Below are 23,943 nucleotides of genomic sequence, written 5' to 3'. Positions count from 1 at the left end.
GGACATCTTGTCTATTCCGCTGCTACAGAAAGTCCGGGTTGGCGCTTACATCATGCGTCAGCATCTCTCTGGCACCAAACGCTACCCGCTCGCATTGATGCTGGAGCCGCTGTTCCGCTGCAATCTTGCCTGCAATGGCTGCGGCAAGATCGATTATCCGGATCCCATCCTGAATCAGCGTCTGTCGCTCGAAGAATGCCTTGGCGCAGTCGACGAATGCGGCGCACCGGTTGTGTCGATCGCCGGCGGCGAGCCGCTCCTGCACAAGGAAATGCCCCAGATCGTGAAGGGCATCATCGCGCGCAAGAAGTTCGTGTACCTGTGCACGAACGCGTTGCTGATGGAAAAGAAGATGGACGACTACGAGCCGAATCCGTACTTCGTCTGGTCGGTTCACCTGGACGGCGACCAGCAGGCGCACGATCACTCGGTGTCGCAGGAAGGCGTGTACGACAAGGCTGTCGCCGCCATCAAGGAAGCGAAGCGCCGTGGTTTCCGCGTGAACATCAACTGCACGTTGTTCAACGACGCCGTGCCGGAACGCGTTGCCGCGTTCTTCGACACGCTCGGCCCGATGGGTGTGGACGGCATCACCGTCTCGCCGGGTTATGCGTATGAGCGTGCGCCGGATCAGCAGCACTTCCTGAACCGCGACAAGACCAAGCACCTGTTCCGCGAGATTTTCAAGCGCGGCAACAACGGCAAGAACTGGTCGTTCAGCCAGTCGGGCATGTTCCTCGACTTCCTGGCCGGCAATCAGACATACGAGTGCACGCCTTGGGGCAACCCGGCGCGTACCGTGTTCGGCTGGCAGAAGCCGTGCTATCTGGTCGGCGAAGGCTACGTGAAGACCTTCAAGGAACTGATGGAAACCACGGAGTGGGAAAAGTACGGCACGGGCAACTATGAGAAGTGCGCGGATTGCATGGTGCACTGCGGCTTCGAAGCGACTGCCGTGATGGACACGGTGGCGCATCCGTTGAAGGCTTTGAGGGTTAGCCTGCGCGGCCCGAAGACTTCCGGCGCCTTCACCAAGGATATTGCTTTGGACAAGCAGCGTCCCGCCGAGTACGTGTTCTCGCGGCACGTCGAGATCAAGCTCGAAGAGATTGGTCGCGCGGGTAAGGGCAAGAAGGTGCAGACGGCGGCTTCCGCTTCCGCACACTAAGCTCTCGTTGGGGCGGCTTCATCCGCCCCATGATGCGCATGCTGCAGAAAAAAAGCGCGGTGGCCTGATTGCCACCGCGCTTTTTCTTTTTGCGTGAACTCAGCCTGCGCTTCGTGCGTTATGCGCGGTCAGGAACTTGATCAGACCATCAATGCCGCCTTTGGAAATCTGATCGGAAAATTGCGTCTGATAGACCTGAATCAGCCAGGCGCCCATCATGTTGATGTCGTAAATCTTCCAGCCGTTGGCGCCCTTGGTCAGGCGGTAATCGATGGCATCATCGCCGCCATTGCTGATCACGTGCGACTGCACAACCAGGTCCTTGGAGCCGGCCGCGGCATTGACGGGCAAAAACTTGAACTTCACGTCCTGATCCCGCAACTGCGAAAGCGATGCCGCGTAGGTGCGTACCAGCAGCAGCGTAAACTGGTCGTATAACTGCTTCTGCTGCTCAGGGGTTGCCGTGCTCCATGCCTTCCCCACCGCGATCCGCGTGGTCCGCTGAAAATCGGTAGCCGGCACAAATCGCGATTGAACCAGGTCGGTAATCTTCGCCATATCGCCGCCGCGCGCTTGCGGATCGGCCTTCATCGCGGCAACGGTGCCTTCGACAGCACTCTTCACGACCGCATCAGGCGCGCTTTGCGCATATGCCGCAGTGGACACCACGGCCGCAGCCAGAAAAGCAGAAAGATAACGTTTCATACGCTCGCCTAAACCCCAAGAAGTAAGCGCCGGCGGGCTCGCGAGCCCGCAGCGGAAGCAGGATAGACCAGTATACCGATATTGCGTTCCCGCCCCCGCCGCGCCGCCGGGGAACCGGCCTTGCTACTGAAGTGGAGCCGAGTGGCTCCGGCTCTGTATACTTGTGCACTTTCGTCAAAAACACCGTCCGTGATAAGGCCACCTCCGCCTACATGCTGAAGTCATCTATTGTCCGTCTCGTCGCCTATTCGGTGCGTCATCCGTCACGGATCATCGCCCTGTCACTCGTGCTCGCCGTATTGAGCAGCTTCTATGTCGTCTACAACTTCAAGATCAACACGGATATCAGCCGTCTTGTCGAAACCGACAAGCAATGGTCGTCGCTCGAAAATGCCATGGACGCGGCCTTCCCCGATCGCGGTCAAACCGTGCTGGTGGTGGTCGAAGCCCGCGCACCGGAGTTTGCCGATGCTGGCGCCAATGCCCTGACGGCCGCGCTCAAAGCCGATCCGAAGGAGTTCGTCGCGGTTTCGCAGCCGGCCGGCGGTCCGTTCTTCGAACACAATGGTCTGCTGTTCCCGTCGACCGATGAAGTCCTCTCGACCACGTCGCAACTCGTTCAGTCACGCCCGCTCGTCAATGCCCTCGCGCACGATCCAAGCCTGACCGGCCTCGCCGGCACGCTCACCACGAGCCTGTTGCTGCCGCTGCAACTCGGTCAGGTGAAGCTGGCCGACATGAGTCATTTGCTGTCGCAAAGCGCAACCACGCTCGATCGCGTGCTGGCCGGCCAACCGGCGGCGTTCTCGTGGCGCGCACTGGTCGATAAGAGCGCCGCCACGGAGCCGGCGCGCGCTTTCGTCACGGTGCAGCCGGTTGTGAACTACGACGCGCTGGAGCCGGGGGCAACCGCGTCGAAAGCGATCCGCGACACCGCCGCCTCGCTGCACCTCGATACGCGCTATGGCGCATCGGTCCGCCTGACCGGCGAACAACCTCTCGCGGACGAGGAATTCGCCTCGGTTCAGGACGGCGCCGTACTCAACGGCATCGGCACCTTCATCGTCGTGCTGGTCATTCTGTGGCTGGCGCTGCGTTCGGGCCGCATGATCGTCGCCGTGTTCATCACGCTGTTCGTCGGGCTCGCGATCACCGCGGCGCTCGGCCTGCTGCTGGTCGGCGCGCTGAACATGATTTCGGTCGCCTTCATGGTGCTGTTCGTGGGACTCGGGGTCGATTTCGGCGTGCAGTTCGGCGTCAAATATCGTGAGGAGCGCAATCGGGACAATCGTCTTTCCGCCGCCCTCATGCATACCGCGCACAGCATTGGCGTGCCGCTGACGCTCGCTGCCGTGGCGGTCGCGCTGAGCTTCTTCTCGTTCCTGCCGACGGCTTACCGCGGCGTGTCGGAATTGGGCGAGATCGCAGGCGTCGGCATGTTCGTCGCGTACTTCACCAACATGACGCTGCTGCCGGCGCTGCTGAAAGTCTTCAACCCGCCGGCCGAGCCCGTTTCGCCCGGCTTCAAGCAACTCGCCCCCGTCGACGATTTCCTCGATCGTCACCGCCGGCCGGTGCTGATCGGTACGCTCATCGTCGTGATCGGTGCGGCGCCGTTGCTCACGCATTTGCGTTTCGACTTCAACCCGTTGCATCTGAAGGATCCGCATACGGAATCGATGGCAACGCTGCTGTCGCTGAAGGATTCACCGGAAGCGGCGGTCAACAACGTGAGTGTGCTGGCGCCCACGCTTGCCGACGCGGATCAGAAGGCCGCACGTCTGCGCGCCTTGCCGGAAGTGGGCCGCGTGACCACGCTGGACACCTTCGTTCCGGCCGAGCAGCAGCAAAAGCTGATGCTGATTGCAAGTGCAGCGCAGCAACTCTTGCCCGCGCTCCTGCAGCAGCCCGCGCCTCAAGCCACAGACGCCGTGCGCGTCGCCGCATTGAAGCGCGCGTCGAACCAGCTCTCGCTCGCCGCCGACGACCACCCGGGCCCGGGCGCCGCCGAAGCCCAGCATCTGTCCGCGACGCTGCAAAAGCTGGCCGCCACCGACGCCGCCACGCGGGACCGTGCCGAAACCGCGATGTCCGAGCCGCTGCGCATCGCGCTGAAGCAACTGGCGGATCTGCTACAGCCGACCGAGATTACCCGCGACAACCTGCCCAAGGAGATCTCCGCGAGCTGGGTCTCGAAGGACGGCCGCGCGCTCGTCGACATCGCGCCGAAGGTCAAACCCGGCGCCGATCCGAGCGACGACACGGCGCTCGCGAGCTTTGCGCATTCGGTGAAGAAAGCCGAGCCGGGTGCGATCGGCGGCCCGATTTCGATCCTGCATTCCGCGGACACGATCATCAAAGCGTTCCTGCAGGCCGCCGGTTGGGCTTTGCTGTCGATTGCGATTCTGCTGTGGATTGCGCTGCGGCGGCTTGGCGATATGCTGCGCACCCTGGTTCCGCTGCTGGTGTCGGCACTGGTAACGTTGGAGTTGTGCGTGGTGTTCGGCATGCCGCTGAACTTCGCGAATATCATTGCGTTGCCGTTGATGCTGGGCGTCGGCGTGGCATTCAAGATTTACTTCGTGATGGCGTGGCGCCACGGCCAGACCAGCCTTTTGCAGTCGAGTCTCACGCATGCTGTGTTGTTCAGTGCGGCGACCACGGCGACGGCGTTCGGCAGCCTTTGGCTATCGCACCATCCGGGGACGTCGAGTATGGGACGCTTGCTGGCGCTCTCGCTGTTTTGCACCCTGATCGGCGCGGTGGTGTTCCAACCTGTACTGATGGGCAAGCCGCGCCCACGTCGCGCGAAGCACAAAGGAATATAAGCATGAAGCTGCGAACCACTGTGCTGGCGCTTACCGTCACCGGTTTGATTTCTGGCTGCGCGACCGGTCCCGACCGCAAGCCGGGCGACCCGTTCGAGCCGGCAAACCGCGTGATTTTCAATTTCAATGACGGCGTGGACCGCTTCATCGCCGTTCCGGTCGCCAAGGGTTATCAAAAGGTGACACCGCAGCCGTTGCGCACGGCGGTGAGTAACTTCTTCTCGAATCTGGGCGACCTGACCAACGTCGCCAACAACCTGTTGCAACTGAAGATCACAGACGCGACCGAGGATCTCGTGCGTTTCGCGCTCAACTCGACCTTTGGACTCGGCGGTCTGATCGACTGGGCGACGCCGGCCGGCCTGCCGAAGCACCACCAGGATTTCGGTTTGACGCTGGGCCACTGGGGCATCCCGTCGGGTCCTTACCTTGTGTTGCCGCTCTTCGGCCCGAGCACGGTGCGTGACAGCGCGGGTCTGGTGGTGGATGTGAAGTTCAACCCGTTGAACTACATTGAGCCGGCGGTGCGCAACCCGCTGTACGTGCTGCAATTCGTGAGCGTGCGTTCCGACTTGCTGGGCGCATCCAGCTTGCTGGAGCAAGCCGCGCTGGACAAGTATTCGTTCGTTCGCGACGCCTATACACAGCAGCGTAAGGCGCGTCTGCGTGGTACGGGCGACAACGCCGCGCCGCTCCCGAATTACGACGACCAGGGCGACTCCGGCGCGGCCGCGCCTGCCAAGGGTGCTTCGGACGCGGCGGCAGGTGTACCGAACTACTCGGACCCTGGCGACGCAGCGGAGGCCCCCAACGCGGCATCAGGAAGCGCCACGGGCACCCCGGCAGGCGTACCGAACTACACTGACCCAGGCGACACACCGACCGCCCCAGCGGCGGCACCCGATGCAGCATCGGGCGCAATGACACCGGCGCCGACGGACAAGAAACCGCAGGAAGCCGCACCAGCGACCCAATAAGGGATGAAATAAGGGATGAAATAAGGTACCCCGACCCGCAAAGCGTGCGGGGTACTGAATAACGAGCGGGGAGATTGGCACAAGAAACGGCAAGGCCGCGGCATGAAGTAAGGCCCGCGCGCAAAACCGAGCAGATGGATCTATGAAATACGCGTCGGCGCGCGCAGCGCCGCCGGAAGTATGACGCCCTTGTCACTCACGCCGAATGTGCGAGAGCACGGATTCCAGATGCACCACTACCGTGGCTGCGCGAGGGCCCCGCTTATGAGCTAGCGGTGTGAGCCGCTTTCTTTTGCCTACTTTTCTTTGCGGCAGGCAAAGAAAAGTAGGTGCCGCCCCGCACAGGGGCAACGCAAATAGACCACTAACAAAACAAGGAAAGGCCAAAAACCTAGCCCCTCCCCAACCTCAAAACCCCCGCCTCCCCCATAGCATGCCGAGCCTGCACCAGCGACATCCGCGCCGCCCGCGCATCGACAGCAACCTGAATCAGCGCGCCAATCTGCGCCGGCTGCCGCAACAACTCCCGCAAAATCGGCCCTAACGCCGTAGTCCCATCATCCCGCAAACCCGCGGTAGCGGCAGAAGGCAACGTCCGCCATGCCGGATCAACAATCGCCCGGCACACTGCAAACGGCAAACCATGAGCGGCAGCCGTCGCCCCGGCAATATGCGACTCCATGTCGACAGCCAAAGCCCCGGTGGAACGATGCAACACACGCTTATCCTCAGCAGTCACCAAAGGCGCAGTCACAGCCGCCATCAACCCACGCCGCAGCCGCGCCACAAGCGGCCCAGTCGACAGCGCGGCAGCGAGCCTGTCAGCCCATGCCCGATCGGTCTCGAGCCGCCCAAACGGCCCTTCAACAGCCTCCGCGACGATCAGCCCGCCCGGCTCAAGATCGGGCGCCAACCCACCGGCCGTCCCGAAGCTGACGATCCCTGAGCAGCCGCGCGCAACCGCCGCGCTCAACGCCCGCTCAAGCAGATCGGCACGCGCCGCATAGACCACCTCGACACCCTTGCCACGCGCGATGCGCGCTTCAAAGGCCATCCCCGTCACCACGATCACCGGCAACGTGCTGTGGCCGGCGTGGGCCGCCGGCGTTGTCGAAAACGCCATCCGTTACATCCCGACCGCGACGCGCGTCAGCCCGTTGCGTTTCAGATGACGGAAGCGAGCCAACGCCCACAATGGGAAGAACTTGCGATACCCGTGATAGCGCAGATAGAACACGCGTGGGAAACCGGTCGCTGAGAAGCGCGTTTCGTCCCACAGACCATGCTCGCGCTGTTCGCGCTGTAAATACTCGACGCCGCGCGCCACCGCTTCGTGATTCACCTCGCCCACCGCCATCAGGCCCATCAGCGCCCACGCGGTTTGCGAAGCCGTGCTCGGCGCGCGCTCATAGCCACGATAGTCGAGCTTGTAGCTCTCGCCGCCCTCGCCCCAGCCGCCGTCTTCGTTCTGGATCGACAGGAGCCACTGCGCGCCGCGCTTCATGCGCGGATCGTCGTGCGGGAGACCCGCGGCGTTCAGGGAACACAGCGCGGTCCACGTGCCGTAGATGTAGTTCAGGCCCCAGCGTCCATACCAGCTGCCGTCCGATTCCTGTTCCTTCAGCATGTAATCGAACGCGCGCTGCGCCGGCTCGCTGCCCTGCGGGAATTCGCCGAGTTGCGCGAGCATCGACAGGCAGCGGCCCGACACATCCGCGGTCGGCGGATCGAGCAACGCGCCGTGATCGGAGAACGGAATGTTGTTCAGGTAGTACTGGGTGTTTTCCGGTTCGAACGCGCCCCAGCCGCCGTCGCTGCTTTGCATGCCGACCACCCATTCGCGCGCCCGCGCAATGGCTTCGCGATCGACATCCGATTGCGTCAGCGCCGCCGAGCGTTGCATCGCCATCGCCACCACCGCCGTATCGTCGACGTCCGGATAGTGCGCGTTGTTGTACTGGAACGCCCAGCCGCCAGGACGCACGTTCGGGCGGCGTGAAATCCAGTCGCCGCGCACGTCGAGAATCTGCAGCGGACGCAGCCACGCGAGCCCGCGTTCAGCCGCTTGCTCGGCATGCGCTTCGCCAGTCTCGAGCAGCGCGTGCGCCACGAGCGAGGTATCCCACACCGGCGACAGGCACGGCTGGCAATAGGCTTCGTCGTCCTTGATGACGAGCAGCTTTTCGATCGACTGACGGGCAATCGCGCGATTTGGATGATCGGCCGGATAGCCGAGCACGTCGTACATCATCACCGAGTTGGCCATGGCCGGGAAAATCGCGCCGAGGCCGTCTTCGCCATTCAGCCGTTCGTCGACGAAGCGCACCGCCTCGCGCACCGAACGCTCGCGTGTCGCCTTCGGGAACAGGCCGTCGATCATGCGCAACATCACGTCCACGCCACGGAAAAAGCGGAACCAGCCGAGGTGCTGATGCGGCGCCCGGTCGCGCATGCCGGTATTGACCGGCGCGCCGCGGAACAGCTCGTCGATACGTACACGGCGCGGATTGCGCGCCACCGGCCGCTTCGCGTTCAGCACCAGCAACGGCACGATCACGGTACGCGCCCAGTACGACACCTTCGACAGATGGAACGGGAACCATTGAGGCAGCAGCATGATTTCGACGGGCATCATCGGCACGGCGCGCCACGACACCACGCCGAACAGCGCAAGCAGAATCCGCGTGAACACATTCACTGTTTCCGCACCGCCGTGCGCCAGAATCGCCTCGCGCGCGCGAACCATGTGCTCGGCATCCGGCGAGTCGCCGATCATCTTCAGTGCGAAATACCCCTTCACGCTGGCGCTGATGTCGAGCGCGCCGTCGGTGAAGAGCGGCCAGCCGCCATCCGCCAGCTGGATGCGGCGCAGATAGCGGCCGATCTTCTGCTCCAGTTCCACGTTCGGCGTTTCGCCGAGATAGTGGACCAGCAGCACATATTCGGCGGGAATCGTCGCGTCGGCTTCGAGTTCGTAGACCCAGTGGCCGTCCGGCTTCTGCGCGGCGAGGATCGCGTCGGTGGCGCGCGTGATCGCGGCGTCGAGCGAGGCCGCGGACGCTTGCGGCGCGGCAACCGGCGCAGCGCTCGGGGCCGCTTCTGGCACAGTCGGTGCCGCATCGGCGAATTCGGGCAGGACGGCGTCCAGCGGCTGGGCTTGAGATAAGTCGTTCATCGGCGTTCCATCGGTTGATTCAGCAGCGTGTCCGCGGCCTTCTGGCCGGAGCGGATTGCGCCTTCAATCGTCGCGGGCAGGCCAGTGGCTGTCCAGTCGCCCGCGAGCATCAAGTTGTTCCAGCGAGTGCGCGTGCCGGGGCGCAGCGTTTCCTGGTCCGGCAAAGCGGCAAATGTCGCGCGCTTTTGCATGACCACCTGCCAGGCCGGGATCGGCTCGGCTGGCAAGTTGGCAGCCTGAGCCACTTCGGCCCAGATGGTTTTCGCGAGCGCTTCATGCGGCGTGTCGAGCAGGCGCTCCGCGGCGTTGACCGTCACCGACACGCGGCCCTCGAAGGCGAACAGCCAATCGGCCGTCGCATTCAGCAACCCTGTGATCGGCGCCATGCCGAACGGCGGCTCAACGCCGAAATGCACATTGAGCGTCGCCGCAAAGCGACTCGGCGAGCGCAAGCCGGGCACGAGCGTCTGTGCCACGTCCGGCGGCACCGCGAGCACCACGGCCTGGTTGGCCCCGATCGCGATGCTTTCGTCCGCAAAATTCAGTGCCGACACGCGGCTGGGGCCGGGGCCGGTCTCGGCAAACACGATGTCTTTCAGACGCGACCCGAGCCGGATGGCCGCGCCGCCATGCTGCAAGAGGCGCAGCGCCGGGTCGACAAAGGCGCTGCCCAGACCGTTGCGCGCCACCAGCGGCCGGCACGCCAGACCACCGGCAACCAGCGTCTCCCTGACCATTGCGGACGTCAGCTCCGCCGACGCTTCACGCGGCTCGACATTGAGCATGGCGAGAAACAGCGGCCGCAGCAGGCGGTCCCACAGCGGGCCATTGCAGCGCATGGTCTGCGCAACACTGCGCCCGGGCTTGGCGAACAGCAGCGGCACAAGCGCCAGATAGTCGCCCGGCCCGGTGTTCGGCACACGCGCGTTCGGGTCGAAGACCCACCACGGCAGACGGCCCGGCGACATGCGCACGGTCCAGCGCGCGCGCGTCGCCAGATCCACGAACGGATAGTCGGGCTGGGCCGGGCCGGCCAGTTCGTCGGCGGCACCGATCGCGCGCAAATAGTTGAGCGTGGCGAAATTGCCCGACAGCACCATGTGATTGCCGCTGTCGATGGTAGCGCCCAGCTTCGGGTCGTAATACGAACGGCAACGGCCACCCGCCTGGGGCCCCGCTTCATGCAACACGACTTGTGCGCCGCGGCGCTGCAATTGCACCGCTGCGGCCAGGCCGGCGAGGCCGGCGCCGATCACATGAATGAGCTTCGGCATCAGCTCAGAAGAGCGCGTACCGCGCGACGATCCACAGCATGCGCAGTTTCGGCTTGCTGACCTTCGTACGCGGAATGTCGAAGCCGCGCTCAAGCGTTCGGTCGAGCAGCACGCGATACACGCCCGACATGATGCGCGGTGCGCGCACGTGGTTACGCGGCTCGCGGTTCATGATCGCGTCGGAGGCGGCGAAGTGTTCCTTGGCCCGCTCGGCAAGCGTGGCGCAGATGCGCGGCAGCGACGGATCGTCGGCGATCTGCGCCGGGTCCGTCACCGCGATGCCTTCTCGCGCCAGCAATTCGTACGGCAGATAGCAGCGGTTGATACCGGCGTCTTCGTCGATATCGCGCAGGATGTTGGTCAGTTGCAGCGCGCGGCCCAGATGGTGCGCGAGCAAACGGCCCGGCGCTTCCTGCATCCCGAATATCCTCACCGATAGACGGCCCGCCGCACTCGCGACCCGGTCGCAGTACAGGTCGAGCGTGGCTTCGTCGGGTGCGCAGATGTCGGCGGCGGCGTCCATCGCCATGCCGTCGATCATCGCGTGAAAATCTTCGCGTTGCAGATGAAACGTATGAATGTGCCGCGTCAGCGCGCGCAAGGAAGCGCGCGGTGCGCCGGCATAGCACGCGTCGATGTCGGCGCGCCAGCGCTCGAGCGCGGCGGCGCGTTCGGCGCGCGGCATGTCGCTGTCGGCGATATCGTCGACAGCACGGCAGAAGGCGTAGACCTGATACATCGCATCGCGCTGCGCGGCCGGCAGGATCCGCATCGCGAGATAAAACGAGCTGCCGGACGTGGCGGCAGCAGCGTCGATTTCTGTATCGTCCACGACAAGATTGGAAACAGCCAAGACGATCTCCGCTGGAGGCGCCCGCTGAAAGGCGTTCAAGAAGGTTTAATGCCTACCCGCGAGACAAGCGCAGGGCACGCGGCCCGCGCGCGCGGACACGCACGAAACACCCGGCAGGGATGCCGGAAACGGCGAAAAGTATAACAACCTTTGTGAGATGCCGCAGTTTCGAGGGCGAATAAGGGGCCGGAAGGAAGATCTGGGAAGCGTGACCACGTGCTCTGTCCGCCGGCTTGACGAGCCAGGCTCAGGAGAAAGCCACCGAGCGGTTGCGCCCTTGCCGCTTTGCGCTATACAGCGCCGCGTCGGCTTCGTTGATAAGCACGTCGTACGCCGGCACGCCCGCGCGCGCCGCCGCGCCGCCGACGCTGGCTGTCACCGGCACGCTCGTGCCCTGCACTTCGACCGGCGTGTCGGCGATCGTGCAGCGGATCTTTTCCGCGACCCGCATGGCGTCGTCGAGCGGCGTGCACGGCAACAGCAAGGCAAACTCCTCGCCACCGAAACGCCCGAAGGTATCCTGCGCCCGTACCACCTCGGCGACCCGCTGCGCCATCACGCGCAACACGGTATCGCCGACGCCGTGGCCGAACTGGTCGTTGATTTTCTTGAAGTGGTCGAGATCGAACAGCAGCACGGACATCTCGCCGCCGTAGCGCTGCCAGCGCGTGTATTCATCACGCAGGCGCGCTTCGAAGTAACGCCGGTTGGCGATGCCCGTCAAACCGTCACGGTCCGCGTATTCCTGCAGCTTGGCGACCGCCTCTTCACGCTCGCGCTGCACGATGCTGACATGCGTGACATCGGAGATGGTCACGCACACGGCCACCACTTCGCGATCGCGCATGAGCGGCATGAACGTGCAGTCCTGCTGCATGAAATCGACGCCGCCGGTAATCGGCCGGTCATGGTCGAACTTGAAGAGATACGGGCGCTGCTCCCATGAACTGAACGCGAAACTGCCGAGCTGAAACACGCTTTCGATCTTGCGCGACAGCCACACGCGCGGCAACTCCGGAAAATGCGTGAATAGCGATTTGCCGACCATCTGTTCCGGCGAGAAACCGCTGTGATCCTGCATGAAGCGATTCCACATGAGCACGTTCATCTCGCGATCGAGCACGAAGATGCCGAAACCGACGCGTTCGACAACCAGATCGCTCAACGAGTCCACGGGCACATTCATAGACTGGACAACAGCTCGTCGAGCGCCTCGTTCATATGGCGAATCGACTCTTCGGCCATCAGCATCACGAGGTGCGCGCGGAAGCTCTGGTCCTCGAGCGCGAAATTCACTTCGACCAGCAGCGCGACTTCCCATTGCAGCACGCCTGGCTGGAACACCTCGTCGAGTGTCATCGCTTCGCCGAGCAGGCCCGGCGCGGAGAAGACCGGCGTGCGGCCAAGCTGGTCGAGAATGCACGAGACGCACGCGCCCGTCAGCACGTTCGCGACGTCGAACACGAGTTCCTTCTGGCTCACCGCCTCGTAGCTCGAGCGCGAGTACGGATCGCTCACGAGCGAACACAACTGGTCGATGCTGTCGCTGCGACAGATCACCAATGCTTCGCCCTTGATGTCGGAGCGAAAGCCCTGGCGCACCGCGCTCACCGTGTCCTCGATCCCGGTCATCTCGCGCAGCGCCTCTGCCGCGTCGCTCACCGCCACCACCTTCACACGCGGCACCGACAATTCGATGAACGCATCGAGCAGATGCGCGAGACGCGTCGCGGCCTGGCCCATCGCCAGATTGGCGACCTCCTGCAGCGCGTCGCGCTGATCTTCGGTGAGAACTGGCTCAGACATACAACCCGTACTCCTTGAGGATGGGCAGTACCGCCTCGGGTGTCACGGGCTTGGCGATGAATGCGGCAGCGCCGAGCGCGCGCACGCGCGATCGGGCCATCGGCTGAACATCGGCGGAGACGACGATGACGAAGGTGTTCAGGTCCTCATGCTGCAATGCTTCCAGCACCTGATAGCCGGTCATGTCCGGCATCGTCAGGTCGAGGAACATCACCGACGCTTTGCCTTCGCGATACAGGCCGAGCGCTTCGCGCCCGTTTGCCGCGTAGGACACGTCGACATCCCAGTCCGGCGGCAATGCCTTGGTGAGCACCTTGCGGGCAAGCAACGAATCGTCGGCGATCACAATAGGCAAAGACATGGGCGGGTCGGTAAGCGGATTTAGCTCTTGCGCGTTAACGGCGGGTAGAGTCGGTTTCTTTAGCGCGCGGTCTGTCGACCAGGGGCAAAGCGGGCGGAAGCTTGCGAGAATGCAGCTTGCAAACGAGCGGGAGGAGCGCGCAGCGAGGCGCTTTTGACGGAAGCCGTGGGCGCGCATGGATGCGTGCGAGCACGGTGGACGACGGCTATGACCGGCATGTTCGAAGCCTACCCCGTAGATGAATCCGCGCGGCTTCACGGATCGGGCTGGTCCCCTTGCCGCGCGCCAGTTTCCGCGAGCGCCTTCGGTCACGCGTTGTGCGCGTTGTCTGGCGGCCCTCGCGGCAGATGCATCCGAACATGGCGGATACATTTTTTGTGATGGCGTTGATTTTCGAAGTAAAACGGCGGAAAGGCAACTCGCCAATTTCGCTTTGATTAAAGAGATTTTCCCGCCAAGTACCGTATTTGAAAATAATTTGGTAGATTTGGAAGGCTTTCTTTTACATTTATACTTTTGTGTACGTTTGCGCTTCTCGATTCGTCACTGATTTAAACAGTAGACAAATCACGGGCCGACCATTTGTCACAGTAACCAGTGCCGCCGCTGCATGTCTATGCTTTTCGTATGAGGCCGACGCCTGGCCCTTTCGTCCCGAACGACCTTAGCGTTATCGACCATGACACCAGACCGGTTCGACCCACCTGAAGCGAGCCGCCGTTCCGCTAACCGCCAGGACGAGGCGCGGTTCCCGGCCGTGCCGGAACAGAATTTCCAGGTTCGGCGCATCACGTTGATCGCGCTGCTGATCGCCGCCATCGTGCTGCCGTGCGTGTACGTCGCGGCGATGGCATTCAACGATCTGCGCGGGCGCATGGCCGATGCGACCGACGTGACGCTGCGCACCGTGCGCGTGGCGGAAGAACACGCGCTGAAAGTGTTCGACATGAACGAGACGCTGGACGCGCGCATCGTCGATCTGACGCAGGGTCTGGACGACAACGGCATTCGCGCCCAAGAAGCCGAGATTCACGAGAAGCTGCGCACCATGGGGGGCGGCTACCCTCAGGTGGCGGCCGTCTCGATTTTCGGCCGTGAAGGCGATCTGCTTGCCACCAGCCGTTTCTATCCTGCGCCGGTGTTGTCGATTGCCGATCGCGACGATTTCGTCGGCATTCGTGGCGGCAAGAGCCTCGACCATGTCTCAAAGGTCATGGCGGGACATGTTGTGGGCGAGCAGGTATTCAACACCGGCGTGGAGCGCCTCGCCACCGACGGCTCGTTTGCCGGGGTCGTCTCGGTCGCACTGCGGCCCAGCTATTTCGACGCGTTCTATCGGGAGCTGCTCGGCGGCAGCGACGGCACGCCGATGACCATGAGCCTGCTCCGCGCCGACGGCGCGATCCTTGCGCATTTCCCGCGCCGCCTGCGCGAGCCGGCAGCGATGGCGCCGGCTTCGCCGCTGGCCGAGGCACTGGCGCAAGGGCGGCGAGCCGGCGTCGTACGGATGCATTCCGACCTCGACGGCGACGACGTGATCCTCGCATTCCGGCGCGTCGGCGCCTATCCGGTGTACGTGTCGTGCGCCTATCGCACCTCGGCGATCTGGGCCGCGTGGTACCGGCATCTGAGCGTGCTGATCCTGTCGATGTTCACGCCGTCCATCGTGCTGTGGTGCGTGATCTGGCTGTCGCTGCGCCGCCTTGGCGCCGAGGAGGAAGCCTGGGAGCGCTGGCAGGCCGAGGCCTCGATGCGCCGCTCGATCGAATCCGCGTATCGCCAGTCGCGCAAGATGGAGGCGCTTGGGAATCTGGTCGGCAGCGTGGCACACGATTTCAACAACCTGCTCATGATCGTCTCGGCCAACGTACAGATCGCCCGGCGGCGCGGCACGCCAGGACTCGATCGCGAGTTGTCGGCGATGGAGCGGGCGCTAAAGAGCGGTCAATCGCTCACCCGGCAATTGCTGGGCGTCGCCCGCAAGCAGCCGTTGCGCAACGAGACGCTGGCGCTCGAACGCTGGCTGCCGGCATGCCGCGAACTGCTGCGCGCGTCGCTCGGCGCAAAGATTTCGCTGGTGATGGACATCGGCGTCAATATCTGGCCCATGCGGGTCGACGTCGCCGAGCTCGAACTGGCGCTGATCAACGTCGCCGTCAATGCGCGCGACGCCATGCCCAACGGCGGCCGCTTCACGGTTCGAACCGCCAATATCAACTTCCGCCACCAGGACGGTTTTCCGCTGACGGGCGATTTCGTGCAACTGTCGCTTGAGGACACCGGCGGCGGCATGCCGCCCGACGTGCTCGCACGCGCCTTCGAACCGCTTTTCACGACGAAACCGACAGGCATGGGCACGGGCCTCGGGCTGCCGCAGGTTTTCGCCTTCTGCGAGCGCTCCGGCGGACTTGCCGCGATCGACAGCGCAATCGGCGCGGGCACCTCGGTACGACTCTACCTGCCGCGCGCCACGGCCGCGCCTGAGGCCGAATTGCCGGCAGAGCCGACCGTCGAGGAAAGCGGCGCGCCGCACGGCTTACGCATCCTGCTGGTCGAGGACAACGATGAAGTCGCCGCCGGCACGGAAGCCCTGTTGCAGATGATGGGTCACCAGGTCACGTGCGTGTTCAACGCCGATACCGCGTTGCGCCTGTTCGACGACGCCCACGCGAGACAAGCGCGCACCGGCGAGCCGCTGCCGTTCGATCTGGTGCTGTCGGACATCCACATGCCGGGCACGATGAACGGCATCGACCTGGCCGAAGCCGTGCAGGCTTTCGACACCCGGCTGCCGGTCATTCTGGTCACCGGCTACGCGGAAGAACTCGACCGTGCGCGACATGTGAATGTGCGCGTGCTGTCGAAACCTTTCGATATTGCGTTGCTGGAAACGCTCCTTCAAGCAATCCAGCGCGACCTCGCGCAGACGGGGGCCGATCCGGCTGCGGCGGCGCATCCGGCCGGCTAACGCCCTGCCTTGTCAGCGCCGCCGCCAATTACAGGCGGTTGTAAAAGCGCAGCAGCGGTTTGCCACGTTTCCAGCGTGACCCGGGGCGCCAAACTGGCCCAACCGGCCCGGGCAGGCTGCAGTGGGGGATGCGGGCGTATCGCGCCGGCCCCGGCATGATCGTTGCGGTGTTTCTTAAGGGAAGGAGGCCGGCGCGTTCTTGCGCCATCCGCTCCACCCAGATACGCCGGGAGACGGTCATGCGACACACTGTGATTGGTTTATTCGACACCTATTCTCAAGCGGAAGCCGCGCGCGACACGCTTGTGCAGACCGGCTTTGCACGCGAAACGATCGAGTTGCAGGCGAATCCGGAACCCTCCGTCGGCTCCGCGAGCGATGAGGTTGCCAGTTCCAGCGTGCTCGCCAATATCGAGCGCTTTCTCTCGAGCCTGTTTGCGACCGGCCCGCGCGCGTCCGAAACAGCCCGCTACGCCGAAGCCGTGCGGCGGGGCGCCGTGCTGGTCTGCGTGAATGCGGCAAGCGCATCGCACGCGGAACTCGCTCGCAATACCTTGAAGAGGCTGGGCGCGGCCGACATTGGTGAACGCTCGCCCGATTGGGACACGCCGTCGGAATCGAGCCGCGAACATTCGATACTCGACGAGCTCGGCATTGGCGCAGTGACGCCCGGCACACCGCATACATCAAGCGTAACGACGCCCGGCGTAGCGGCGCGGGGGTCAACCACGCGGCCTGCAACCCCGGCCGATTCCCCCTATCCGCCGCCGACCATGGATACCGACGCCGAGCGGTTCGTCCCACCACCGCCAGGCGAGCGGCCGGTGCGCGACCCGGTCAACGAGCCCAACGCCGACCCGCTGGTCGGCGACGCGGGACGTACTGCGATCGCTGCCGGTTCGATGCCCGGCTCGGGCGCAATCATGCAGCCGCCGGAACCCGTCCCGGAAGCAGCGCAGCCGGCCGCGGGCTCAAGCGGCCAGATTCCGAACGAGTATCTGGAATACGAAGAGGATTTCCGCACGCACTACGACGAGCAATACGCGGCCGAGCACGCGCGCTACGAAGATTACGTGCCGGCCTATCGCTACGGCGCGGAGATCGGTCGGGACGCACGTTATCGCGACAAGCCATGGGACGACGTCGAGCCGGAAGCCCGGCGTCACTGGGAAACCACCTCGCCGGACAGCACGTGGGAACGCTTCAAGCTCGCCGTGCGCCATGGCTGGGAAAGGGTGACAGGGCATCACCACGTATAGGCGGACGCGCTGACCGCGCCGGCGTGCCATGAGGTCGTGGCAACGGCGGCGCTCCCAGCGTGGGTGTGTCCGTGAATTGGCGTCAGGCGGCGGTCTGGCGTTTGACCCACACGACGTAGCGGTCGACGAACGTCTGCAGGAACTTGCGAGTGCCGTCGTTGACGATCTCGCCTTTCTCGTTGATGGCCGCCGCGTCGTGCTTGATGAACACTTCGGGCTGGCCGAGCGTGGCGACGTCGAGGTACGCGAGCACATTGCGCAGATGCTGTTGCGCGAGCGCCGTGCCGGTCGCGCCGAGCGATGTGCCGATCACCGCGCCGGGCTTGTTGGCCCACGAATTGGTGCCCCACGGCCGCGAGCCCCAGTCGAGCGCGTTCTTCAGGACGCCCGGCATGGAGCGGTTGTACTCGGGCGTGACGAACAGCAGGCCATCGGCGGCTTCGACGCGCTGCTTCAGGTGTTTGGCGACTTCGGGATAATCGGCGTCGTAATCCTGGGAGTAAAGCGGCAACGAGCCAATCTCGATGAATTCGAACGTGAAGTCGGCGGGTGCGAGTGAAATCACCGCTTGCGCCAACTGGCGGTTGAACGACTCGCGGCGCAGGCTGCCGACAACGACTGCGATGTGATAGGCCATATTCGTTTCCTTGAGGTGAGGCGCTCGACGCGCAAAAGGGTACGAACTGTCCATCATAGGCAAAAGCCATAGGAGATGGCGGAAGCGGGGACAAAAACGCCCGCTTCGGGCTGCGCGGGCTTCCATCGCGGAAGTTGCTACCGGTGGATAACCCGGTAGCACCCAAAGTTATCCACAGAATCACTGAATAACCTTGTGGATAACTGGTACTTTTGCCTTGTCAATCAAGCATGCTTTCGGGCTAGGACGTTTTTAGGCACAAGCGTGTTTTTTGCTGTCATTCCGGGATGGCGAAATTGCCATTCACACGCTGCCAGCCCTAAGTCTCGGCAAACAGTCGGGCAACATCGGCATTTTCAGAAGCACGTCAAACGTGTTGGATCAAATGCAAAAAGGGCGTCTTTAACGACGCCCTTTTTTGACTTCGGGAACCCGTCTCGTCAGCAGACCCGCGCCAGACCTGTGTCCGGCTGCGTCCTGCAGACGATCAGTTGCCGAAGAACACGTTGCAGTACGATGCCGGGCCGTTGCATTGGGCCGGTGCTGCTGCTTCAGCTGCGCCCGAAGCGGCGGCAAACAGGGCGACGGAAGCGATCAGGGCGGTAAGAATGCGTTTCATGGTGCAACTCCTCTTCAGCGTTCGGTTTGCGATCTGGTGTGATCGATGGACTGAAGAGTAACGATTCAGTGTCCGCCTAAAAATACCGAAGACAGGAAGACATTTTTTCGAATAGTGAAAGAATCCGGATGGGTATTTAGGGCGGGTTTGAGACGTGCCTGACAGCGTGTCTTTGCCTATGCGCTCAGGGTGAAGATTTGCCGTTACAGCGTTGATTTCATTTTGCGCAATAATGTATTTTTCTGTCATAAACCCCGTTGCGGCACGACTAAGGTGATCAGGTCATCGCTTGCTGGCGGGCACATGTTCAATACTGATTCGCTTGCGCAGGAACGTGCGGCAGAATGGCGCACATTTCCGGGAACTGCGCGAGGAGACTCACCCGCCTATGAACCACCACGATTCAGAAGAAAGCGTGCGGCAACCGCGAGCGCGGCGACGGAGCATGTCATGGCGCAAGTAAGCGGGCCGGCGCTCGACGATCCCGTCTATCTGACGCAACTGCGGCGCGACCTGTTGCGCTTCGCCCGTTTGCAATTACGCGACGCCGCAGCCGCCGAAGACGCCGTGCAGGAGGCTCTCGCCGCCGCCTGGACGCAAGCCGACCGGTTTGCCGCGCAATCGGAGCACAAGACGTGGGTGTTCGGCATCCTGCGGCACAAGCTTGTCGACACCTTGCGCGCCCGGCAGCGTACGGTGAACCTGTCGGCGCTCGAATCCGAAATCGACGGCGAGGCGCTGCTCGATCGCGAACTCTTCAAAGATAACGGCCATTGGTCGCGCGAGACCAAGCCGCAGCCGTGGCCGACGCCGGAGACCGCGCTGCGTCAGCAACAATTCTGGACCTTGTTCGAGATGTGTCTGGAACACCTGCCCGAGCACATCGGGCGCGTGTTCATGATGCGCGAATTCCTCGATCTGGAAACCGAAGCGATCTGCGCCGAACTGCAGATGACCGCCAATCACTGCAGCGTGCTGATTTACCGCGCGCGGCTGCGCTTGCGCACTTGCCTGAGCGAAAAGGGCCTATCCAGAGAGGATGCGAATGGGGAAGTGTAAGCACATCACGCGCCTGTTGTCGGACGCGCTCGACCGCCGATTGACGACTAGCGAATGGGTCGCGATCCGGCTGCATCTGCCGACCTGTAGCGGCTGCCGCAATTACCGCAAACAGATTCGCCTGCTGCGCGTGGCTGCGCGCACGGTGAGCGGGATTGCGACACCGGAAACGGGCGGCAGCGAGGATTGAGGTGGCGTCGGGGGGTGCGCGGGCCGTCGGACGGTGGGCTTGTGGCCTGCTGCGAACCGCGTCGCCTTGAACGACGCCACGCTGCGAATGGCTGCTTTAGCGCTCGCCGGGCGGCGTGTTGCGGTAACGCTCGAAGAAGCCGGCGTGCGACGCTTCATCGATAGAGACGGGATGCGCTTCGACGCGAGCCGGATGTTTGGTCAGCTGCGCGCGCGTGCGGATCGGCCGATGCTGGAAATTGCCGCCGCAATTCGGACACACGTTGCGCAGCGTGCTGAGCGCACACACTTCACAGAAGGTGCATTCGTACGTGCAGATCATCGCGTCGGGCGCGTTCGGCGGCAGTGATTTTCCGCATCCTTCGCAGGACGGTCTCAGTTCAAGCATGGTGGCTCCGCGTTGGCAGGGGAGCGAGGTGCGGGACTGCTCCTCGCCCATGCCGAAGCAGTGTAAGCGTCTAATGCTGTGCGGAATTGACACCTAAGCGTCAATTCCTGCCACCGTTTGCGATTCCCGTTGCAGGACTCAGGTCAGGACGGTCCACAACACGAACGTCAATACCAGGCCGACGACGGATACGATCGTCTGCAGCACCGACCAGACCATCACCGTCTGCTTCAATTGCAGCCCGAAGTACTCGCGGACCATCCAGAAGCCCGCGTCGTTCACGTGGCAGAAGAACACGGAACCAGCGCCGATCGCGAGCGCCATCAGCGAATTGTGCGTCGTGCTGAGACCCGCGACGACCGGTGCGACGATACCTGCGGTCGTGGTGGTCGCAACCGTCGCGGAACCGGTGGCCTGCCGCAGCGCGACGGCGATCAGCCACGCCAGCAGAATCAGCGGCATGTGCGCGCCGACGGAGATCTTGCCGATCGTCGTGCTGATGCCGGCCACCACGAGCGCCTGCTTGAGGCCACCGCCTGCGCCGATGGTCAACAGCAGCGCGGCGATTGGCGGCAGGCTCTTGCGCAGAATGCCGCCGACCCGGTCGCGCGCCATGCCACGCGACCACCCCAGCGCCACCACCGCGAATAGCACGGTGAGGCCGAGCGCGACCAATGGCTCACCCAGAAAATTGAGTGCGTTGAAGAGGAAGGTCTCGGGTTGAAGCAGAAGTTTGGCAACCGTGCGGCCCAGCATCAACACCACGGGCAACAGGATCGTGATCAGTGAAATCGCGAAGCTCGGCGGCTCGCCGGTGGTTTGATGCGAGGTGAAAAGCTTGCCCATTTCTTCGGGCTCGACCACGTGCATGCGTTTCGACAACCAGATGCCGTAGACCGGGCCCGCGAGAATAACCGCCGGAATCGCGACGATCAGGCCGAGGCCGAGCGTCAGTCCGAGATCGGCATGCAGCGCACTCACCGCAATCAGCGGACCCGGATGCGGCGGCAGCAGTGCGTGCAGCGTGGTCATACCGGCGAGCGCGGGAATCGCAATCCGCAGGATCGGCTGTTGCGCGCGGCGCGCCATGACGAAGATGATCGGCACCATCATCACCAGACCGACTTCAAAGAAGAGCGGCAAGCCGACAATGATCGCCACCAGCGCCATCATCCAAGGCAGCGTGCGTGGCGTGGAATGTTTGAGGATGGTCGAGACGAGCCGGTCGGCAGCCCCTGACTCCGCCATCAGCGCACCGAGCATCGCCCCAAGCGCGATGATGATGCCGACGTCGCCGAGCAATGCACCCGCGCCTTTGCTGAATGCGCTGGCTACTGCTTCCAGCGGCAGGCCGGCCGAAAAACCCGCCGCGAACGTGCCGACCAGAATCGACAGAAACGGTGCGAGTTTCAGCACGCTGATAAACACGATGATCAGTGCGAGCCCGAGCACGCACGACAAGATCAGTTGAGTGTCGTGGGATGACCACGGCGCGAGTGTTGTCGTTAGATGCACGATGTCCCTTTGATCGACTGACGCAACCGCGACTGCGCGCGGATGACGGATTGTAGCGGGGGCCAACGGCCTAACGCAGCCAGATACGCAGATAAGAACGCCGGTGTGTGCCGTGCGTATCCCGTCCCGTTCCGTCCCTGCCAGCGTGATTTGCTTATGCGAATTTATCGGTTCGTCCAGGCTTGCAGACGAATTATTGTCGAAGCCAATCGGTCCGTTTTGCGGCCGTCCTTTTAACGAGCACTTTTATGTCCCGTCATCCGCTGCTCAACCGCCGGGCGTTTATCGCCGGCGTGGGCGCCTCGTTGGCCGCCGCGGCCTTGCCCGTTGTCTCCACGTCCGTCTTCGCCGCGAATGCGCATGCGAAAGAATTTCGAATCGGTTATCAGAAGGCGGCCAGTACGCTCGTATTGCTGAAGGCGCACGGCACGCTCGAAAAGCGCCTCGCGCCGCTTGGAATAACGGTTAAGTGGACTGAGTTTCCCGCCGGGCCGCAATTGCTCGAAGGATTGAATGTGGGCGCGATCGACTTCGGTTATGTCGGCGAGGCGCCGCCTGTGTTCGCGCAGGCGGCTGGCGCAAACTTCGTCTATACCGCTTACGAAACGCCGACGCCGCATGCCGAAGGCATCCTCGTGCATCAGGACGCGCCGATCAAAACGCTCGCCGATCTGAAGGGCAAAAAAATCGCGCTCAATAAAGGTTCGGACGTTCACTGGTTTCTGGTCGCCGCACTGCAGAAGAGCGACGTGAAATACAGCGATATCCAACCCGTTTTTCTGGCGCCGGCCGACGCGCGCGCGGCCTTCGAACGCGGTGCGATCGACGCATGGGCGATCTGGGACCCGTTCCTTGAAGCGGCAAAACGCCAGTCGAATGCCCGCTTGCTTGCGGACGCGGAAGGTATCGTGAGTCACCATCAATTCTTCCTGAGCGCGCGGCCGTTTGCGCAGCAATATGGCGACGTGCTCGCGACCGTGATGGACGAGGTCGGTAAAGAGGGGGCGTGGGTACGCGGCCACTACGGCGAAGCAGCCGCACAGCTCGCGCCGATCCAGGGGCTCGATGCAGGCGTGATCGAAGCGGGTTTGCGGCACTACGCGCACATCTACCAACCCGTCGACGCGAACGTCCTTGCAGAACAACAACGTATTGCCGACACGTTCAGCGAGCTGCGCATCATCCCGACAAAGATCGTGACGAAGGACGCAGCATTGCCTGCCAAGGCCTAGGTCAGCAGGCCGTGATGTTTCGACGCCTACCTGAATAGGGCTTCGACGTTTTCCGGCGGGCGGCCAATCACGGCTCGCCCATTTCGCACGACGATCGGTCGTTGCAAAAGGACGGGGTGTTTTGCCAATGCTTCGTATAACTGAGCGTCGTTTAGTGTGACGTCGGAGAGTTCGAGTGCTTTGTACTCGGCTTCTGTGTCGCGGATCATTTCTCGGACTGTGCAGCCTAGCTGCGCGTTGAGTTGCTTTAACTGCGCAAGCGTGAGCGGTTGCTTCAGGTATTCGACAATTTCTATTGGTTCGTTTGCGCTGTTGTAGGTGCTGTCGATCAGGTCGCACGTCGCTCGCGATTTTGAACAGCGGGGGTTGTGGTAGATGGTGATCATGGTTATTGGGTAGACGATGTTTGTATTGGGTTGCAGAGGTATTTTGCGGGGATTTTAGCGGGTGTCGGGGATAGGGTGGGGTGCCCCGACGAGATGGGAGGGCGATCAAGTTTCGATTGGTTGAAGACTGGGCCTTGTCTGTTTGCGATGGGATCGTTCGGTTTATGCGCATAAAGCGCTTGTGGGAGGTTGTCGCCACGTAACCTGGGATGGCGCGGTCACTCTGCGAGACGCTTCGGCTCATAGTGTGGAGCTTGCTCAGTGCCAGCGTGGGACAGTCCCAGTCCCAGGGTGCCGTGCCGTGCCGTGCCGACAGGATCACCATCCACGTGGTCAATTCACCACTGCGGCGGCGACTCGATGCGACAAGGCCCGAAGGGTTTATGCGCATAAAGGTGTCTGCGGGAAATGACTCGTGGAGCTCGCGAGTGGTCGAGGGTGTAATTAGTTTTGTGTAAACGGTCATTTGGCAGGAGACTGTCAGTAACAGGAGCGACGATGACCGTAGCGAAACGCAACAAACGAGTGAAACCCGATCCTGAGC

The 23,943-nt window shown here is 63.0% G+C and carries 22 protein-coding genes; 9 read left to right on the top strand and 13 right to left on the bottom strand.

Annotation, left to right across the window (positions count from 1 at the left end; translation table 11 throughout):
- Positions 1–7 precede the first annotated feature (7 nt).
- Positions 8–1,168 (top strand): adenosyl-hopene transferase HpnH, encoded by a 1,161-nt coding sequence (gene hpnH / locus KHO23_RS33285; protein WP_211617136.1) that lies wholly within the window; start codon positions 8–10, stop codon positions 1,166–1,168.
- A gap of 99 nt (positions 1,169–1,267) precedes the next feature.
- Here the strand turns inward: hpnH and KHO23_RS33280 are convergent, their stop codons facing one another.
- Positions 1,268–1,873, bottom strand: coding sequence for an MlaC/ttg2D family ABC transporter substrate-binding protein (locus KHO23_RS33280; RefSeq protein WP_211617134.1), 606 nt, complete (start codon positions 1,871–1,873; stop codon positions 1,268–1,270).
- Positions 1,874–2,085: 212 nt separating this feature from the next.
- Between KHO23_RS33280 and hpnN the strand changes: the two genes are divergently transcribed.
- Together hpnN and KHO23_RS33270 are read left to right on the top strand one after the other, a co-directional pair.
- Positions 2,086–4,701, top strand: a complete 2,616-nt coding sequence (gene hpnN / locus KHO23_RS33275; RefSeq protein ID WP_211617132.1) for a hopanoid transporter HpnN — start codon at positions 2,086–2,088, stop codon at positions 4,699–4,701.
- A 2-nt stretch (positions 4,702–4,703) separates the two neighbouring features.
- Positions 4,704–5,678, top strand: coding sequence for an MlaA family lipoprotein (locus KHO23_RS33270; RefSeq protein WP_211617130.1), 975 nt, complete (start codon positions 4,704–4,706; stop codon positions 5,676–5,678).
- A 391-nt stretch (positions 5,679–6,069) separates the two neighbouring features.
- Here the strand turns inward: KHO23_RS33270 and KHO23_RS33265 are convergent, their stop codons facing one another.
- The 7 genes from KHO23_RS33265 to KHO23_RS33235 form a co-directional block, all read right to left on the bottom strand.
- Entirely contained in the window at positions 6,070–6,801 is a 732-nt protein-coding gene (locus KHO23_RS33265; RefSeq protein ID WP_211617128.1) for a phosphorylase, read from the bottom strand.
- Between the two features lie 3 nt (positions 6,802–6,804).
- Entirely contained in the window at positions 6,805–8,853 is a 2,049-nt protein-coding gene (gene shc, locus KHO23_RS33260) for a squalene--hopene cyclase (protein WP_211617126.1), read from the bottom strand.
- A complete protein-coding gene (gene hpnE, locus KHO23_RS33255; RefSeq protein ID WP_211617124.1) occupies positions 8,850–10,127 on the bottom strand; it encodes a hydroxysqualene dehydroxylase HpnE in 1,278 nt (425 codons plus the stop codon). The genes shc and hpnE overlap by 4 nt, the downstream gene beginning before the upstream one ends.
- 4 nt (positions 10,128–10,131) lie before the next feature.
- Positions 10,132–10,980, bottom strand: coding sequence for a presqualene diphosphate synthase HpnD (gene hpnD / locus KHO23_RS33250; protein WP_211617122.1), 849 nt, complete (start codon positions 10,978–10,980; stop codon positions 10,132–10,134).
- Positions 10,981–11,227: 247 nt separating this feature from the next.
- Positions 11,228–12,166: a sensor domain-containing diguanylate cyclase gene (locus tag KHO23_RS33245; protein ID WP_211617120.1), complete on the bottom strand. Its 939-nt coding sequence runs from the start codon at positions 12,164–12,166 to the stop codon at positions 11,228–11,230.
- Positions 12,163–12,786, bottom strand: a complete 624-nt coding sequence (locus tag KHO23_RS33240) for a chemotaxis protein CheC (protein WP_211617118.1) — start codon at positions 12,784–12,786, stop codon at positions 12,163–12,165. Before KHO23_RS33240 ends, KHO23_RS33245 begins: the two co-directional genes overlap by 4 nt.
- Entirely contained in the window at positions 12,779–13,147 is a 369-nt protein-coding gene (locus KHO23_RS33235; protein ID WP_211617116.1) for a response regulator, read from the bottom strand. Before KHO23_RS33235 ends, KHO23_RS33240 begins: the two co-directional genes overlap by 8 nt.
- 238 nt (positions 13,148–13,385) lie before the next feature.
- Here KHO23_RS33235 and KHO23_RS33230 point away from each other — a divergent pair, with 238 nt between their 5' ends.
- The 3 genes from KHO23_RS33230 to KHO23_RS33220 all read left to right on the top strand — a co-directional run bounded on the left by KHO23_RS33230 (position 13,386) and on the right by KHO23_RS33220 (position 17,374).
- Positions 13,386–13,697, top strand: a complete 312-nt coding sequence (locus tag KHO23_RS33230) for a hypothetical protein (RefSeq protein ID WP_211617114.1) — start codon at positions 13,386–13,388, stop codon at positions 13,695–13,697.
- Positions 13,698–13,826: 129 nt separating this feature from the next.
- Entirely contained in the window at positions 13,827–16,115 is a 2,289-nt protein-coding gene (locus KHO23_RS33225; RefSeq protein WP_211617112.1) for a hybrid sensor histidine kinase/response regulator, read from the top strand.
- Positions 16,116–16,354: 239 nt separating this feature from the next.
- Positions 16,355–17,374: a hypothetical protein gene (locus KHO23_RS33220; RefSeq protein ID WP_211617110.1), complete on the top strand. Its 1,020-nt coding sequence runs from the start codon at positions 16,355–16,357 to the stop codon at positions 17,372–17,374.
- Between the two features lie 82 nt (positions 17,375–17,456).
- Here KHO23_RS33220 and KHO23_RS33215 read toward each other — a convergent pair whose 3' ends face one another.
- Positions 17,457–18,011 (bottom strand): NADPH-dependent FMN reductase, encoded by a 555-nt coding sequence (locus KHO23_RS33215; RefSeq protein WP_211617108.1) that lies wholly within the window; start codon positions 18,009–18,011, stop codon positions 17,457–17,459.
- Positions 18,012–18,498: 487 nt separating this feature from the next.
- A complete protein-coding gene (locus tag KHO23_RS35515; protein WP_256390494.1) occupies positions 18,499–18,630 on the bottom strand; it encodes a hypothetical protein in 132 nt (43 codons plus the stop codon).
- Between the two features lie 450 nt (positions 18,631–19,080).
- Here KHO23_RS35515 and KHO23_RS33210 point away from each other — a divergent pair, with 450 nt between their 5' ends.
- Positions 19,081–19,689, top strand: coding sequence for an RNA polymerase factor sigma-70 (locus KHO23_RS33210; protein WP_211617106.1), 609 nt, complete (start codon positions 19,081–19,083; stop codon positions 19,687–19,689).
- Positions 19,676–19,879, top strand: coding sequence for a zf-HC2 domain-containing protein (locus tag KHO23_RS33205; protein WP_211617104.1), 204 nt, complete (start codon positions 19,676–19,678; stop codon positions 19,877–19,879). Before KHO23_RS33210 ends, KHO23_RS33205 begins: the two co-directional genes overlap by 14 nt.
- A 96-nt stretch (positions 19,880–19,975) precedes the next feature.
- Here the strand turns inward: KHO23_RS33205 and KHO23_RS33200 are convergent, their stop codons facing one another.
- Complete coding sequence (locus KHO23_RS33200; RefSeq protein ID WP_211617102.1) at positions 19,976–20,266, bottom strand: DUF1272 domain-containing protein; 291 nt, start codon at positions 20,264–20,266, stop codon at positions 19,976–19,978.
- 138 nt (positions 20,267–20,404) lie between these two features.
- Positions 20,405–21,781 carry a GntT/GntP/DsdX family permease gene (locus KHO23_RS33195; protein WP_211617100.1) on the bottom strand — a complete coding sequence of 459 codons (1,377 nt, stop codon included), beginning with the start codon at positions 21,779–21,781 and terminating at the stop codon, positions 20,405–20,407.
- A gap of 248 nt (positions 21,782–22,029) precedes the next feature.
- Between KHO23_RS33195 and KHO23_RS33190 the strand changes: the two genes are divergently transcribed.
- Positions 22,030–23,013: a sulfonate ABC transporter substrate-binding protein gene (locus KHO23_RS33190; RefSeq protein WP_211617098.1), complete on the top strand. Its 984-nt coding sequence runs from the start codon at positions 22,030–22,032 to the stop codon at positions 23,011–23,013.
- Positions 23,014–23,039: 26 nt separating this feature from the next.
- Here KHO23_RS33190 and arsC read toward each other — a convergent pair whose 3' ends face one another.
- Complete coding sequence (gene arsC, locus KHO23_RS33185) at positions 23,040–23,399, bottom strand: arsenate reductase (glutaredoxin) (protein ID WP_211617096.1); 360 nt, start codon at positions 23,397–23,399, stop codon at positions 23,040–23,042.
- Positions 23,400–23,943 lie beyond the last annotated feature (544 nt).

The sequence above is a fragment of the Paraburkholderia haematera genome, from assembly GCF_905220975.1.
Taxonomy (GTDB): domain Bacteria; phylum Pseudomonadota; class Gammaproteobacteria; order Burkholderiales; family Burkholderiaceae; genus Paraburkholderia; species Paraburkholderia haematera.
This window is presented reverse-complemented; position numbering and strand designations above follow the sequence as displayed.